Origin of the sequence: Methanosarcina sp. A14 (assembly GCF_001729375.1) — an archaeon.
Classification (GTDB): domain Archaea; phylum Halobacteriota; class Methanosarcinia; order Methanosarcinales; family Methanosarcinaceae; genus Methanosarcina; species Methanosarcina barkeri.
Map to the genome: position 1 here is coordinate 1 of NZ_LZPK01000074.1, position 14,524 is coordinate 14,524.

13 protein-coding genes are annotated in these 14,524 nt (G+C 41.7%); 7 read left to right on the plus strand and 6 right to left on the minus strand.

Annotation, left to right across the window (positions count from 1 at the left end):
- Nucleotides 1-92: 92 nt before the first annotated feature.
- The 5 genes from A9239_RS04580 (at nucleotide 93) to A9239_RS04600 (ending at nucleotide 6,370) form a co-directional block, all read left to right on the plus strand.
- Nucleotides 93-917, plus strand: a complete 825-nt coding sequence (locus tag A9239_RS04580) for a class I SAM-dependent methyltransferase (protein WP_230668915.1) — start codon at nucleotides 93-95, stop codon at nucleotides 915-917.
- Nucleotides 918-1,423: 506 nt separating this feature from the next.
- Nucleotides 1,424-3,145, plus strand: coding sequence for a sodium-extruding oxaloacetate decarboxylase subunit alpha (gene oadA, locus A9239_RS04585; protein WP_048121604.1), 1,722 nt, complete (start codon nucleotides 1,424-1,426; stop codon nucleotides 3,143-3,145).
- A gap of 21 nt (nucleotides 3,146-3,166) precedes the next feature.
- Nucleotides 3,167-4,648: an acetyl-CoA carboxylase biotin carboxylase subunit gene (locus A9239_RS04590; RefSeq protein ID WP_048156204.1), complete on the plus strand. Its 1,482-nt coding sequence runs from the start codon at nucleotides 3,167-3,169 to the stop codon at nucleotides 4,646-4,648.
- A 110-nt stretch (nucleotides 4,649-4,758) separates the two neighbouring features.
- Nucleotides 4,759-5,736 (plus strand): biotin--[acetyl-CoA-carboxylase] ligase, encoded by a 978-nt coding sequence (locus A9239_RS04595; protein WP_048121600.1) that lies wholly within the window; start codon nucleotides 4,759-4,761, stop codon nucleotides 5,734-5,736.
- Nucleotides 5,720-6,370, plus strand: coding sequence for an S-layer protein domain-containing protein (locus A9239_RS04600; protein WP_069575227.1), 651 nt, complete (start codon nucleotides 5,720-5,722; stop codon nucleotides 6,368-6,370). The genes A9239_RS04595 and A9239_RS04600 overlap by 17 nt, the downstream gene beginning before the upstream one ends.
- A 236-nt stretch (nucleotides 6,371-6,606) precedes the next feature.
- Here the strand turns inward: A9239_RS04600 and A9239_RS04605 are convergent, their stop codons facing one another.
- From A9239_RS04605 to A9239_RS04625, 5 genes are all read right to left on the minus strand, one after another.
- Nucleotides 6,607-7,566 carry a coiled-coil protein gene (locus A9239_RS04605; RefSeq protein ID WP_048121597.1) on the minus strand — a complete coding sequence of 320 codons (960 nt, stop codon included), beginning with the start codon at nucleotides 7,564-7,566 and terminating at the stop codon, nucleotides 6,607-6,609.
- Between the two features lie 31 nt (nucleotides 7,567-7,597).
- A complete protein-coding gene (locus A9239_RS04610; RefSeq protein WP_048121595.1) occupies nucleotides 7,598-8,221 on the minus strand; it encodes a hypothetical protein in 624 nt (207 codons plus the stop codon).
- A gap of 122 nt (nucleotides 8,222-8,343) precedes the next feature.
- Nucleotides 8,344-8,634 (minus strand): DUF424 domain-containing protein, encoded by a 291-nt coding sequence (locus tag A9239_RS04615; protein WP_048121593.1) that lies wholly within the window; start codon nucleotides 8,632-8,634, stop codon nucleotides 8,344-8,346.
- 220 nt (nucleotides 8,635-8,854) lie between these two features.
- Nucleotides 8,855-10,957: a minichromosome maintenance protein MCM gene (locus A9239_RS04620; protein ID WP_048121591.1), complete on the minus strand. Its 2,103-nt coding sequence runs from the start codon at nucleotides 10,955-10,957 to the stop codon at nucleotides 8,855-8,857.
- 124 nt (nucleotides 10,958-11,081) lie between these two features.
- Nucleotides 11,082-11,840, minus strand: a complete 759-nt coding sequence (locus tag A9239_RS04625; protein ID WP_048157137.1) for an RNA methyltransferase — start codon at nucleotides 11,838-11,840, stop codon at nucleotides 11,082-11,084.
- 655 nt (nucleotides 11,841-12,495) lie between these two features.
- Between A9239_RS04625 and A9239_RS04630 the strand changes: the two genes are divergently transcribed.
- Together A9239_RS04630 and A9239_RS04635 are read left to right on the plus strand one after the other, a co-directional pair.
- Entirely contained in the window at nucleotides 12,496-12,879 is a 384-nt protein-coding gene (locus tag A9239_RS04630) for a ferritin family protein (protein ID WP_052712916.1), read from the plus strand.
- 760 nt (nucleotides 12,880-13,639) lie between these two features.
- Nucleotides 13,640-14,317, plus strand: a complete 678-nt coding sequence (locus A9239_RS04635; RefSeq protein ID WP_048121587.1) for an NAD(P)/FAD-dependent oxidoreductase — start codon at nucleotides 13,640-13,642, stop codon at nucleotides 14,315-14,317.
- Nucleotides 14,318-14,333: 16 nt separating this feature from the next.
- Here the strand turns inward: A9239_RS04635 and A9239_RS19855 are convergent.
- Nucleotides 14,334-14,524, minus strand: a 191-nt coding sequence (locus A9239_RS19855; RefSeq protein ID WP_218104547.1) for a hypothetical protein, incomplete at its 5' end; no start/stop codon positions are given.

Consider the following 14,524-nt stretch of genomic DNA (forward strand, 5'->3'; position numbering starts at 1 on the left):
AAGTATATTTATAAAGATATCAAGGTTTCGGCATTTTAACTGCGTAAGTCCTATATCTTAACGGAGTCCGAAAATTTGCAGAGGCACAGAAGGTGCGGCTACTGAGGGTTAGGGAAGGGGAACACACACTTGGATTTTTGCTTTTTAATTCGGCAGACGAGGAAGTCCCTGTAGATTTCTGGTCGGTTTTTACGGGAGCTCTTGCGAGAGATAGCTCTAAAAAGAATTTTGAAATCCTTACCGATTCTCTTCTTACTTTCACTCTCCCTGAAAGAGATATTGAAGTTTCTTCGGAAACCTGGCGAGACGCCGTTAATGAGTACTATTCGCTTATGCTCGTAAACCGGAATCTCTGCCCGGGTTGCGCGGTCAGACCTGAGTCTTACGGGAGTGTCTTTTCTGAAAATCGTGTTCGAAAGGTCGCAGAAATCTTTGATGTTCTTCAAAAAAAGGGGATTTACCCTGAAGGCAGGCTTCTTGAAGTCTGCTGTGGAAACGGAATGTCCACGCTTGCTCTCTACAGGCTTGGGCTTAATCCGCTGGCTGTAGAAATTAACAAATGCACAGTCTGTCAGGGGCTTGAGCAGGGAGTTTTGAACCCTCAAAGAACGGTTGTAATGGATGCAACGGCTCTTTCTAGATATTTTGAGCCAGGAAGTTTTGATGCCGTGATGGGATTTATGCTTGGGCTTGTCTATGAATTCAATAAAGATCTCTGGGTAAATATTATGAGAGAGGCGGCATCGGTAGCAAATGAGGGGGCTCTCATGCTTTTTACAGTTAGCAGTAAGACTGAGGCTGAAATTCTTGCCGGAGCTCTGCTCAGGGCAGGAGTTAATGGTGAAATTGTAGACAACACCGACTCTGAAGGGACTTACGATCAGTGGTTCTTTGTAGGAAGAAAACAAAAAGTTTAATCTGAAGGCTGCAAACTCAAGGAAATTGCTATTTCCCGGTTCAGCCAGGTATATTTTTTATTTACAGCTTTCTTAAAACTTTAGATTCATAACCATAATTTTTTAAATGGTTTTTAAGTTATATCAGGAACCTGGGACTTTTTTAAAAGTTGCTCTCTTAATGTTAACAGGCGAAAAGTATATACTTGTTAACAATTGAATATTAAAGAATTCTTATCAACGCAGATCTATGTAGTACTGCGTTCACATCTGTAATATTGATATCCTCCGATTGCGGTTCCGGAAAGTCGGTTAGATATAAACCGAAAAATCCCTCTTTCCGGTAAAACCGCAGAAAATCACATTAAAACCGTGATCTGAGGACTTATACACTTACTCAGACGGATCAAAATCTTAACCTGGATAATTTCGGCATATTAAATGAAACTTCCTGGAACAACCATTCGAAGTCTACTATCAGGAATAGTAAATCAGGTTATTTTGATTCGATTTTAAGAGGTTCATCCATGAGTGTAAAAATTACCGAAACCATCCTCCGGGATGCACATCAATCTCTACTGGCAACCAGAATGCGGACAAGAGATATGCTCGAAGTGGTTGAACAACTGGACCAGATAGGGTATTTCTCCCTTGAAATGTGGGGAGGTGCCACCTTTGACAGCTGTATCCGCTACCTTAATGAAGATCCCTGGCAGCGCCTGAGGGATATCAAAAAAGAAATGAAAGACACCTACGCTCAGATGTTGCTAAGGGGACAGAACCTTGTAGGGTACAGGCACTATTCGGATGACGTAGTCGAGAAATTCGTTACTAAGTCTTACCAAAACGGAATTGACATTTTCCGGATTTTTGATGCTGTTAATGATATCCGGAACATGGAATCCTCTATCAAAGTGGCAAAAGGTCTTGGTGCTCACGTACAGGGTACGGTTTGCTATACCATAAGTCCGGTACATACCGTTGAGAAATACGTTGAACTTGCAAAACAGCTTGAAGAACTGGAGTGCGATTCCATCTGTATCAAAGATATGGCAGGCCTTCTTTCCCCAAATGATGCCACACGTATAATCAGTTCCATGAAAAAAGAAATCTCCATTCCGATTTCTCTGCACTGCCACTGCACTTCTGGAATGGCTCCAATGAGCTATATGGCAGCCTGTGAGGCAGGGGTCGATATTCTGGACACTGCACTTTCTCCACTGGCCTGGGGAACTTCTCAGCCTCCAACCGAAACAGTCGTAGCTGCCCTCAAAGGTACTCCTTACGATACTGGGCTGGACCTGAATGATTTTGAAGAAGTCGTTAAATATTTCAAAATATTAAAAGAGAAATACCGGGGCATACTTGACCCTATTTCCGAACAGATCGATACCAACGTACTCATCTACCAGATCCCTGGCGGGATGCTCTCTAACCTTGTATCTCAACTAAAAGAACAGAACGCTCTTGACAAATATGATGCTGTACTTGATGAAATGCCCAGGGTTAGAAAGGAGCTTGGATATCCGCCCCTTGTCACTCCTACAAGCCAGATCGTAGGCACCCAGTCGGTTCTTAACGTGCTAATGGGCGAACGCTATAAGGTTATTCCTAAAGAGGTTAAGGATTATGTGCGCGGCCTTTACGGGCGCCCTCCTGCTCCCATAAGCCCGGAAATAATCGGTAAGGTAATCGGGGACGAGGAACCTATTCACTGCCGTCCCGCCGATCTCCTCAAGCCTGAATACGAGAAAAGAAAGAAGGAAGCCGAAGAAATGGGTATTGCTAAATCTGAAGAAGACATACTTACCTATATTCTTTATCCGGCTATCGCTCCAAAATTCTTAAAAGGAGAAATGGAAGAAGAAGCTCTTGCAGTAGTTACCCCTGCTCCTGAAGTGCAGCAGGAACACAAAGTTCCAACTCATTTCAAGGTCGAAGTAGATGAAGACATTTATGATGTCCGGGTTGAACCTGTTGGTGGGGAAGTTTCCATATCTGAGGCTTCTCCCAAAAAGTCGAGTGCTAAGTCTGTTAAAGGAGCTGTGAGCGTCTCAATGCAGGGCATGGTTCTCTCTCTTAAGGTCAAGGTTGAAGATACTGTTGCAGAAGGCGATACAATCGCTGTCATTGAAGCTATGAAAATGGAAAACGCTGTTCATGCTTCCCATTCAGGTGTTGTGAGAGAGATTTTTGTTTCCGAAGGGGACACCGTATCTCCTGGTGACATAATCATGTCAATCGAATAATATAGTGAGGTGGAAGGCATCATGTTCAAAAAAGTACTCATTGCAAACCGCGGTGAGATTGCAATCAGGGTTATGCGTGCCTGCCGTGAACTTGGAATTTCAACTGTTGCGGTCTGTTCAGAAGCTGATAAAAACGCCCTCTTTGCCAAATATGCAGACGAAGCCTACCTAATAGGCCCGGCCCCTTCTAGCCAGAGCTATCTGAATATGGAAGCTATTCTTGCAGTTGCAAAAAACACAGGAGCTGAAGCAATTCATCCGGGTTATGGTTTTCTCTCCGAAAACCCGGTCTTTGCAAAACGCTGTGAGGAAGAAGGAATTGTTTTCATAGGTCCTCCAAGCCATGTGATTGCCGAAATGGGAAGCAAGATCAGGGCTAGAAATCTTATGGCGAAGGCTGGTGTTCCTATTGTGCCAGGGACGAAAGATGCAGTTGAGGACCCGGTCGAGGCTGTAAAAATTGCAGAAGAGATCGGCTATCCTGTTTTGATTAAAGCCTCGGCAGGTGGCGGTGGAATTGGAATGAAAGTAGTTAATTCCAGCGATGAATTCGCCACTGCACTCAGCTCTACCAGGCAAATGGCTGGCTCAGCTTTTGGTGACTCCTCGGTTTTTATTGAAAAATATGTCGAGGAGCCCAGGCACATAGAGATCCAGATTCTGGCAGATGGATATGGAAACACGATTTACCTTTCGGATAGGGAATGCTCCATTCAGAGAAGGCATCAGAAGCTTATTGAGGAAGCTCCTTCACCTATCATGACTCCTGAACTCAGGGCAAAGATGGGAGAAGCCGCAGTCAGGGTAGCAAAGACAATTGGTTACGTAAATGCCGGGACAGTGGAGTTTCTTTATTCAAAGGGCAACTTCTATTTCCTTGAAGTCAATACTCGCTTGCAGGTCGAACATGGGATAACTGAGATGGTCACAGGTGTCGATATTGTAAGAGAGCAGCTTCGGATAGCCTGGGGAGAAAAGCTTGAATTTAATCAGGAAGATATTATTATTGACGGGCATTCTATTGAGTGCAGGATCAATGCAGAAGATCCGTTAAACGACTTTGCTCCGTCTCCCGGAAAGATCCGTGGATATCGGTCAGCAGGTGGGCCCGGAATCAGGGTGGACAGTGGAGTACATACAGGTTATACCATTTCTCCTTACTACGATTCAATGATTTCGAAACTCTGCGTCTGGGCAAAGACAAGGGATGCAGCGATTGCCAGGATGGAAAGAGCTCTTTACGAGTATGTGGTCGTTGGAGTAAAAACCAATATACCCTTCCATAAAGCAGTCATGCGTAATCCGGCCTTCCGCAGGGGCGACCTGACAACGGCTTTTATCGAAGATAATAATATTATGGAAGCCGTTGAAGAGGTTGTCAAAGCAGATGCTGAAAAAGGGGCTACTCTGGCTTCGGCTCTTGAAGCAAAAGACAAGAAAGTTGCGGCCATTACGGCTGCTGTGCATGCCTATGTGAGCATGGCACAGAAAACACAGCGGTGACATGTGTCCTCCTGAGAAACAGGAATAGGATTCAGGTCCGTTCGATATGAAACAATTTAAACTAAAAAAATATATACGGTTGAACGCATACATTTGTATGGGGTACGATGATGGGAGATAAAAGATCTCGAATTATCAAGGCACTTAAAGATGCACAGAAAAGTCCTGTTTCCGGCGAGGAATTGGGGCTCAAGCTAGGGATCTCCAGGACAATGGTCTGGAAGTATATCAAGTCCCTTCAGGCTGATGGTTATGAGATAGAATCATCTCCGAAAAGGGGATATGTCCTGAAATCCGTACCCCAGTTCCTGTACCCGGAAGAAATCCAGATGGGCCTCAAAACGACTCTTCTAGGAAAAAAAATTCACTATTTTGAAGAGGTAACTTCTACAAACAGTATTGCAAAAGAAATCGCGGCATCGGAAGAAGAAGGCACGCTTGTTATTGCCGAAGTGCAGAAAGGAGGCCGGGGCCGGCTGGGCAGAGAATGGATATCTCCTCATGGTGGAATCTGGATGTCTGTAATCCTGAAGCCTGGAGTCCCTCTGAGGCATGCCTCAAGGCTTACCCTGGTTGCAGGGCTTGCAGTTGCAAACGTTATTCGTAATATGGACCTTGACGCTCGCATTAAATGGCCAAATGATGTCCGAATTAATGGAAAAAAGGTTTGTGGAATTCTTACCGAGGCAAAGGCCGAGGTGGATAAAGTAGATTATGTTGTGCTGGGAATAGGGATTAATGTAAATATGGATTTGAAAGATATCCCTGAATCTTTCCGTGCAGGCTCCACAACTTTGAAAGCCGAGCTTGGAAGGCATATAAAAAGGGTCTCGCTCCTGCAAGATTTCCTTTTTGAACTTGAGCAGCAGTATATACTCTTCAAGACCCAGCCATTCTCACACATTCTCAATGACTGGCTTGCTCTCTCCGATACCATAGGAAGAGATGTAAAAGTTACGACGCCTTCACGAATTATAGAAGGCAAAGCCGTAGGAGTAACTCCAGACGGAGCTCTCGTAATAAGAAAAGCTGACGATACCAGAGAAGAAATTATTGCAGGCAGATGCATTTATGCACGGTCCAGGTAAACAAAGAAGAAAGGAAGTTAAGGAGGCAAACCTTGTTTCTGTATTTTTCTTTTTCCTCCTTATCTCCTTATGCCTCTCAGTCTTTTACTCGATATCACCTGCTTTAGCTGCTGCCGGTAAAGAAAAGCTTTCCATTATTCCTGCCGATAAAGACAGCCTTTCTATTATTGCTATTAATGGAGAGGAAATTTATATCCGATCAGGCTACTCCCATGACTTTATACAGAACTATCAGCTTTACATAAAAGGCGCAGATACCGAAGGCAAAAGAGTCTGGATTGAACTTAGCAGGAACGGAGTTCCCCTTCAGGATGATATCGTTACTGAAGGCTCTCAATTTGTATATTCTAATAACTCTACGGAAATCCTTAATCTTACCGTGGATACGATATACGAAGGAGCAGATGGAGTACTTGTAAAGTTTTCACCTGTATATCAGTATCTTGACCCCAGGTTTCCTGTGCCTCAAACGCCAACCGAATCTTTTGACAACGCTTCGAATAATAACTCTTCTTCCTCTGAACCTGGACTGGAAACTCAAGCTGAGGGCTTTGATATACCTCTCTTCCTCCTTGGGTTGGGGGCCGTGCTTCTAGTGACAGGTCTCTTTGCAGGAAAAGGTAAGAAAAAATAACATTTTTACGATATAATGGTTTTTAATGATACAATGGAAAAATAAATTTAAACGGAATAACAAAAGATTTTAATCTAACCACAATATAAAATTATTTAACCAAAGTAAATGGAAAGGCATTTTAATAGACAAAAAGAAATCCATTTAAAATATAAACCGGGGACATTTTCAATGAAACTGGTTTTTGTCTCCGGCTTCCTGAGTTTCCGAGTTCTCTTCCTGAGTTTCCCAAGTTCTTACTCATTGGAGAATTTAACGTCTCCCTTCTCGATAAGGAGCTTAAGATCTTCAAGGCTCATACGAGCGTTTTTCTGAAGTTTTTCGCGGGCGTCGCTGTGTTTTTGGTTTGCTTTATTTTCTTCTTTCATAAGTTGCAGGTCTTTTAACCTGTCCAGATATAAGGAGAGTTCCTTCCGGTTATTAGCAATGTTGGTCTTAAGCGGGTCGATTTTTTCTTTAATTGAGTTTATATTTGTGATTTTATCCGTAAGCTGGGCATGATATGTATTTGCTTCTTTTCGGATTTCGTCTGCAGACTTAAAATTTTCGAGCATTTCCAGGTGGCAGGTCTGAGATTCGTCTGAGAGAGCCTGAATCTTTTCGTGGAGTTCATCTCCTCTCTTATGAATTCCTTTTGATTCTTTATAGCTTTCCTGGATTTGAGCATGCAGGTCATTTGCCTTCTTTGCAGCTTGCAGACGTTTCTCAAGGTCGTTGAGTTTCTGGAATATTTTTATTTCCACTGTAAGAGGCAGTTCTTTATTTAGAAAAGAGTCAAGTTCGGCTTCATAAGCCTTTGTGAGGGATTCCACACTTCCATGGGAACATTTATTGTATTCGTCCCGCTGTTCCTTAAGTCCAGCAATTCCTGAAAACAGTTCTTGAGTCTTTGAGTTTACATCACTTCTTTTTCCCTTATACTCCCTGATTGCTTTGTTAATCTCGTCCCGCTTATCTCTTAGTCCCTGTGCTTTTGCAACCCTTTCCTTAACCTGATGGTTCAGAGAGTCTCTCTTTTCTCTCAGCTCGTCGATATCGGTCCTGTTAATCTTCAGTTCCTTAAAAATCGATGCCAACTGCCTTTCGCTTTTCTCTATCTTGCTCCTGAGCTCGTTTACCTTGCCCTTCAGCTCCCGTTCGTTAAGGTTTGAAAGGTCGGCCGTTGCAATTTCTGTGCTTGAAACGTCGTTGGTCATGTATTATCACCCGCGTGTTTTCAAAAATGGGTTATATTTTCAACTTTTCCCAGTAATTCAGGGCTTCTTCGTGGTTTTTTATTCTGGTGCTGAGCCATTTATGCTGGGATTTGCTTTTAGAAACCTCTTCACCTTTACTGCCTTTATCCTCTGTAAGTTGTTTTTCAGACTTTATTATTTCTTTTAATTCAATATTTGAATTCCTGGCTTCTTCCATTCTTGCACCCGTTTGCAGGAGAACATTTTCTCCAAGTCCTGCTGCCCGAATAGTTTCACTCAGTTTTTCCATAAATGAGTCTTTAAGTCTCTGCTCTTCTTCAGGTTCGATCTGCCCTTTGAGTTTTTTAATCTCTTCCTGGAGTTTATTTGCAGTAATCAGATCCAGTTTAGGAAATATTTCTTTTTCAAGGAGTGCTTCGGTTTGATGGTAAAACTGCTGGCGTTTCTCCTTGAGGACTTCTTTTCTCTCTTCCATCTGGATTCTGACATTCTTTGCATTTTTTACATTTTCTTCGACCTGGCTCAACCTGTTGTCCAGTTCTCCAAACTCTTTTTTATATTCTTCCAGAAACCGTCTGTGTTTTTCCACAACTGCGGAGATCAGCTCCTTTTCTGTCTGCACTCTGATTCCGGCTTCGTCAATGTTCTCAGTCACTGTATCACAATCTGCATTTTATTTTATACATATGTTCTCTATTCCGGTATATAATCAGCCCTGATAACCAGTTGTTTGGCTTTCGCTTGACTCAGGCTCTCAGGGGATTAATTTAAACTGGATTAGATCCTGAAGATCTGGGCATGAGGTACGCCGTCAATTATTATTACTGAATCCGGATCAATCAACCCGCATTTTATACCAAACTTAATTGTTCTTTCTCCAAAGAGGTTTGCAGTCGTAGCTTCTTCAAGGGCTTTCTTGAGTTCTTCTTCGGAAACGTGTTCCCCTTCATAAAAGGCCCTGCTGATCTCCACTACGGTATTGCCGTGTTTCAGGGTCTTTCCGAGCACTTCCTTATCGCAGGCCGCAACAAGCACATGCTCCCCATTTTTATATATTTTTATATACATACTCTCCCTTTTAAATAGTATTGCCCTTTTAGTATTTACAGCTTAACCGTCTTCACATAATTGCTATGTAGGTGTTATGTAGACTTTTTTCTCTTTCCAGGGGTCTGGAAAACAGATCCTGGAACTTTCAGCAATTTGCTTCGTTTCGGCTTAAATAATTCTTCAATTTCAACAAACTTTAAACTTCAACACAATTCTTCAACTTCAACAAACCTTAAACTTAAACAAGCCTTATATGGTTCTGGTCTGGAGAAAGCAGGTCTCCTCTTTGCTTCATTTTCTTAATGTTCTCTTCGGCATGAACCCTGTCTATTCCGTGTTCGTTTTCAGCTATGGCATAAACCTCTTCGAGAGGGGCTTTAGCTCCCGGATGCTTCTCACTTACCTTCTTAATTATATCTCTCAGGATTTTTATCTTGTTTCTCTGGCTCATGCTTGTTCCAGATGCAAGTATATCTGCATCAAGGACTCCGGTTTCGGGGTCAACACCTACGTTTTTCAGGCAATTCATCTCGATTCTGATAGTTCTTTTTGCATCTTCAAGCGTGACCGTATTGCTCAGGCGGACTCTTGCGCTTGCTTCCGAGAGGCGGACAAGCGCTTCAAGCTGTCTCGCAGTTACGGGCACAGGGGTATTTTTGCTCTCTCCGGTTTTTCGAAGGTCCGTATAAAAACTTATCAGGTAAGCTTTTGCATCTTCCTCCATTACAGGAAACACGTTTTTCCGGGCATAGGCAACGTATTTTCGCATGAGTTCAGGCTGAATTACAGGCTCGATAACTTCCATTTCGGCTTCGACAAAATCTTCCTTAATATGAGAGCCGGGAAGTCTCTCCCGCTGCTCGAAGAGTTCTCCTGCATAATGAGACTGCAGAATATGGTTTGCAATTTTAGTGTCCATATTATGGTCAGGAGTATCAAGCAAAACAAAGATAAGGTCAAAACGGGAAAGCAGTGCAGGTGGCATACTTATCTGCTCTGCAAGGCTCTCATACCTGTCAAAACGTCCATATTTCGGATTTGCAGCTCCCAGGAGGGCACAGCGGGATTTAAGAGTGGCAATAATTCCCGCTTTGGCAATACTTATCGTCTGCTGTTCCATTGCCTCATGCAGGGCACTTTTATCCTCGGTTTTCATTTTGTCCATTTCGTCAACCGCAGCGATCCCCATATCAGCCATGACAAGGGCACCGCCTTCGATCGTCCATCGACCATCGTTGAGGTCATCTTTTACGGCAGCCGCAGTCAAACCGCTTGCCGATGCGCTCCTCCCTGAAGTAAAAACTCCTCTAGGGGAAAGTTTGACAACATAGCGCAGGAGCTGGGATTTTGCAATTCCTGGGTCTCCTACAAGCATAATATGTATATCGCCTCTTATTCTGGAACCGTCAGGAAGGTTTTTCACAACTCCAGAAAACAGTTGAAGGGCAAGAGCTTCTTTTATGTCCTCGTATCCGTAGATCGAAGGCGCAACAGAACTAATAATTTTGTTATAAATCTCAGGATCATGGGAAAGTTCAAGGATCTCTTCTTCATCTTCGGCAGTTATTTCGAGTTCGTCATAATCCTTATCAAGGTGCTCTATGGAATTTGCTTCTAACACAAGATCATAAAAGGTAGATTTCCCATCTTTCAGAGTGCGCTGTCTCGATTTCAGGATTCCATTAATTATAACCCTATCTCCGGGGGTGACATTTCCTGTCAGGTCATCTTCAGAGTCCACCTCAAGGCTCTGAGGCTGTGAACCTCCTTTCAGGTTTTCAGGCGATTCCTGGATCTGCAGTTTCTGCGCATCGATAAAGGTGGAATCCTCTATCCTTACCTTAAAGGGCCCCTTCTTTCCACAATTTTCGTCTTCACAACCTGCAAAGGGCTCCTCGAATTTGAAGCTGTTTTGGTCCACAAAAGTAATATGTCCACACCTGAGGCACTCAAAAGCAGCTTTAGTAATTCTTGGTCTCACCTCAGTTGCTTTCCTTATCATACCCTCGATTGCAATAAAGCGCGAGAGGTGCTTGCTTCTTAAATCTCTTATAGGTATTCGGTTTGGGATTCTTATTACCCTTACATGAGCCTCTTCCAGGCTTTTTTCTACAGGAAGGTCGATTTCTTTCAGGGCAGCCTCAGCCGCCTTTATAAGTTCTTCTGGATGGTCAAGGAATTCTTTTGAAAGCTCTCTGTCAAACTTCTCTATATCCGTAAAATCCACGCTAAGGCTTCGCTGATCTGGATACTCGTTTGCAAGCTGGAGGATTTCATTCCAGTAATAGTCTTTAAAAAACCTCTTTAGCTTTTCATCCCACTTGCTTTCTGTTTCAGTCATATCATTCTCTATCTGGCTTTAAGTAAAATTTTCATATGTCTTTACGGTTTTCTGCCTAAAAAAGGATTTTAAAAAAAAAGTAATAATATGTATCACAAATTCTGATTTAAAAACAGGTTTATTCTCATATGAACTTTTCTATACTGGCCGAAACTTCTGTTTCCTGACTTTCAGGCTCGTTTAATGCGTATCCCATTTTTCGCTCGGTTTTTTTTATTACGCCCCTTAAAGTCTGAACTTCCCTGGGGGTTAGACCTGCCCTTCCGAATATTCTCCGCAGCATCAGATAAGTTTTGTCTTTTTTATGAGGAGGATAATCGATTTCCTCCAGTAATTTTTCCATATGCTCGTATAAAAGCTGGAGATCAAACCCATCAGCAAGCGGACTGTTTCCTCCTTCCAGGTCCGAGAGTTCATAAAGCACCACTGCAACGGCATGTGATAGATTCATAATCGGATATATTTCAAAAGTTGGAATCGTAAAAAGCATATCAAAACTTTTTAGCTCATCGTTCCGGAAACCTGTGTCTTCGCGCCCGAAAAGAATTGCAATCGTGCCGCTGCAATCTTTCAGTCTCTCTTTGAGCTCTCTGGATGTATAGAGTGGAAGACGGATGTGTTCTCCGGTTTTCAGGCTTGCTACCCCTGTAGTTCCTATACTCAGGTTTGCGCCTTTCACAGCCTCTTCAAGCGTTGAGACAATTCTTGCTCCTTCAAGGACATCTCTTGCATGCGATGACATGGCTCTTGCTTCTCCTTCGAGTTTACAGGGATTTACAAGCACCAGGTCATTATATCCAAAGTTCTTCATTGCTCTTGCAACAGATCCGACATTTCCCTGATACATGGGCTCTACAAGTACTACACGAATCTTAAGTGACAAATTTCTCAATCCTTTTTTAAAGTCAGTTTTCAAGTGTGATTACATCTTCCACACAGAAAGTCACACACATTCCACATTGCTTTTTTACAGCCTGTACATTTTTCTCATCAATATATATTTTCATGCAGATTATTTTCCGTGTGTTCCGGTTTCATATGGTGTGCTTTGGTCTTATTATATTTTGGTCTTATTATCTTCTGTTTTATTGTTCTTCGGTCTTATTGTGGTTATTTCGGTTTTATTGTCATTTCTTTTTCCTATTTCAGTTCTTTCCTGTTTTAGCTTTTGCTTTTTTGTTTCTTCCTTCTTTGTAGTTTCTTCACTGTTTGAATTCAGAAATATTATCTTTCCACACGTTACTCCTAAATATATTAGTCTTAAGTTCGATATCCTTAAATTTGATAGTCTTAAGTTTGATAGTCTTAAGTTTGATAGTCTTAAGTTCGATAGGTCTTAAGTTCGATAGGTCTTAAGTTCGATAGGTCTTAAGTTCAATTAATTTTAAGGTCGTCAATAAGATAGAAAGATGAGATAGAAAGGTCAAATCAAGTTTTCGTTCTGGTATTGACCTCAACTGTGGCTAAACCTTAAATTCAAAGACTGCTCTTATGTTTAAACTATAAAAGTGGTTATTTTAAAAAGAAATGGTGATTCAATGACTCTTGAAGAAATTCTAAAAAACACATTTAAAGGAGAGACTACTGAAGTTGGCTGGTATCTCGCAATGTCAAAGATTGCTGAGCGGGAAGGATTCCCGGATGTTGCGGTTTACCTACGTCAGGTCGCCATGGACGAGGCCTGGCATGCCACCGAGGTAGCTGAAATCTTGGGACTTGTTAAAGAATCAACTCTTGAAAATCTGGAAATGATGTTTGAAGGAGAGGGTAAAGCCGAAATTGAGAAAGCTGAAGCGGCAGAATTAGCCAAGAAAGAAGGCAATACAAAAGCTGCTCTTTTCTTTGAAAAGGCATCTATGGATGAAGCCAGGCATAAAGCAGGGCTTAACGGATTCCTGAAAAGGATGAGAAAACAGCAATAAGAAAAAAGGATCTTCTGATCCTTTTTCCATATTTTAAGTTCTTAAACTGACATTTTTAACTGCTAACTATTTTTTATCACTAATTACTCTGCTTGTCGTACTTCGGCTGGTTAATTCGCTTAAGATTTTAAGATTCTGTTACAACTCTGCGAATTTTAAAAAGTTCTACGGTTCTATTTTAATTCAAGGTATTACACTAAATTCTAACTGTAATTTCCAGTTTTGTAGTGCTATACCATATTTGTGATGTTATGATAAGTTCTGTAGAGCTATGAAACGCTGAATAATTATGTCAGGCATACGGTTTATATTTTTTTAAATAATATGCATGAGGTTTTATATTATTTCAAGTAATATTATCTCTGGTCTGAAATATGTTCCTGGATTCTAACATATTTAGTCCAGAAAAGTGGTGGAATATCGGATTCTTCACCTTTTGTATGGGGTCTAATTTCAGGGGGAGCTGAATCAGAACTTGCTGTGTCTGCTAAATTAATTTAGTAATTGATTGGCTCTGATCTATGAATTTAGCTTTTGCTTCCGATTTTCAACGCCGGTCTTAGGTTAAATAATGATCTCAAAACCTAGGTCAAGTAATATTAAAATTTTGAAACAGATCTCAAATAAAACAAATTTTGAAACAGATATCATATAAAATAAATTTTGAAAATATATATTAAACCGAGCAAATTCAAAATAAAGATTAAACTAAACAATCTTGAAGTAAATCTGAATCAGTTAAGTTGGAGGAGTGTATAATATGGTAAGTCGTGAGTATGTGAAAGGGGATCTTCCCGAAAAAGCTGCAATTCTGCAGAGAGATGGCGAAACTTATGCAATTGCTCCACATATTCCTGGAGGAATCGTATACCCGGAAACTCTTAGAAAAATAGCTGACATTGCAGAAAAGTATGGTGCTGCTGCTCTTAAGATTACTTCAGCCCAGAGGATTGCAATTGTAGGGTTAAAAGAAGAAGATTTGGATGCAGCATGGGGAGAGCTGAATCTAAAACCCGGAGCTGCTATAGGACTCTGTGTCCGCAGCGTTAAAATTTGCCCAGGCACTACATTTTGCAAAAGAGGCAAACAGGATTCAGTCGGGCTTGGATTAAAACTTGATGAAAAGTACCACGGGATGCAGCTTCCTTCCAAATTCAAAATGGGGGTTTCCGGCTGTCAAAATTCGTGTTCCGAACCTATGATAAAGGATATAGGGCTAATGGGTACAGCAAAAGGCTTTACTTTATCTGTCGGGGGCAGTGCAGGACCCCGTCCGAGACTTGGTATCGTAGTGGCAAAAGACCTCACCGAAGAGCAGGCTCTGGACCTTGTTGAAAAAATAATCAACTTTTATAAAAAATACCCAAAACCCAGAAGAATCGGAGAAGTTATTGACGAGATCGGGATTGAAAAATTCAAAGAAGAAGTGGGATTGTAAAAAGCTCTCTTAATTTTCAGAGGCGTTTTCTTCCTAAACCAATATTTCTCGATAAGCACTTTTTGAAAATGGTTGAGCCACAACCGTTGACCTGCAACTGCTGCGCCATTTGACCACGCAGATCAGGTCGTTGCTGGGCTTTTTGGTCAAGCCTTTTTTTAAAAGGTTTGTGATCACGCTGACCAAATCGTTTCTGGAGTTTTCGGT

What these genes read in the sequence shown, in the direction of transcription:
- A9239_RS04600 (WP_069575227.1), top strand. Translation starts at nt 5,720, where the DNA reads ATGCACGGTCCAGGTAAACAAAGAAGAAAGGAAGTTAAGGAGGCAAAC.
- A9239_RS04635 (WP_048121587.1), top strand. Translation starts at nt 13,640, where the DNA reads ATGGTAAGTCGTGAGTATGTGAAAGGGGATCTTCCCGAAAAAGCTGCA.
- oadA (WP_048121604.1), top strand. Translation starts at nt 1,424, where the DNA reads ATGAGTGTAAAAATTACCGAAACCATCCTCCGGGATGCACATCAATCT.
- A9239_RS04605 (WP_048121597.1), bottom strand. Translation starts at nt 7,566, where the DNA reads ATGACCAACGACGTTTCAAGCACAGAAATTGCAACGGCCGACCTTTCA.
- A9239_RS04615 (WP_048121593.1), bottom strand. Translation starts at nt 8,634, where the DNA reads ATGTATATAAAAATATATAAAAATGGGGAGCATGTGCTTGTTGCGGCC.
- A9239_RS04630 (WP_052712916.1), top strand. Translation starts at nt 12,496, where the DNA reads ATGACTCTTGAAGAAATTCTAAAAAACACATTTAAAGGAGAGACTACT.
- A9239_RS04620 (WP_048121591.1), bottom strand. Translation starts at nt 10,957, where the DNA reads ATGACTGAAACAGAAAGCAAGTGGGATGAAAAGCTAAAGAGGTTTTTT.
- A9239_RS04590 (WP_048156204.1), top strand. Translation starts at nt 3,167, where the DNA reads ATGTTCAAAAAAGTACTCATTGCAAACCGCGGTGAGATTGCAATCAGG.
- A9239_RS04595 (WP_048121600.1), top strand. Translation starts at nt 4,759, where the DNA reads ATGGGAGATAAAAGATCTCGAATTATCAAGGCACTTAAAGATGCACAG.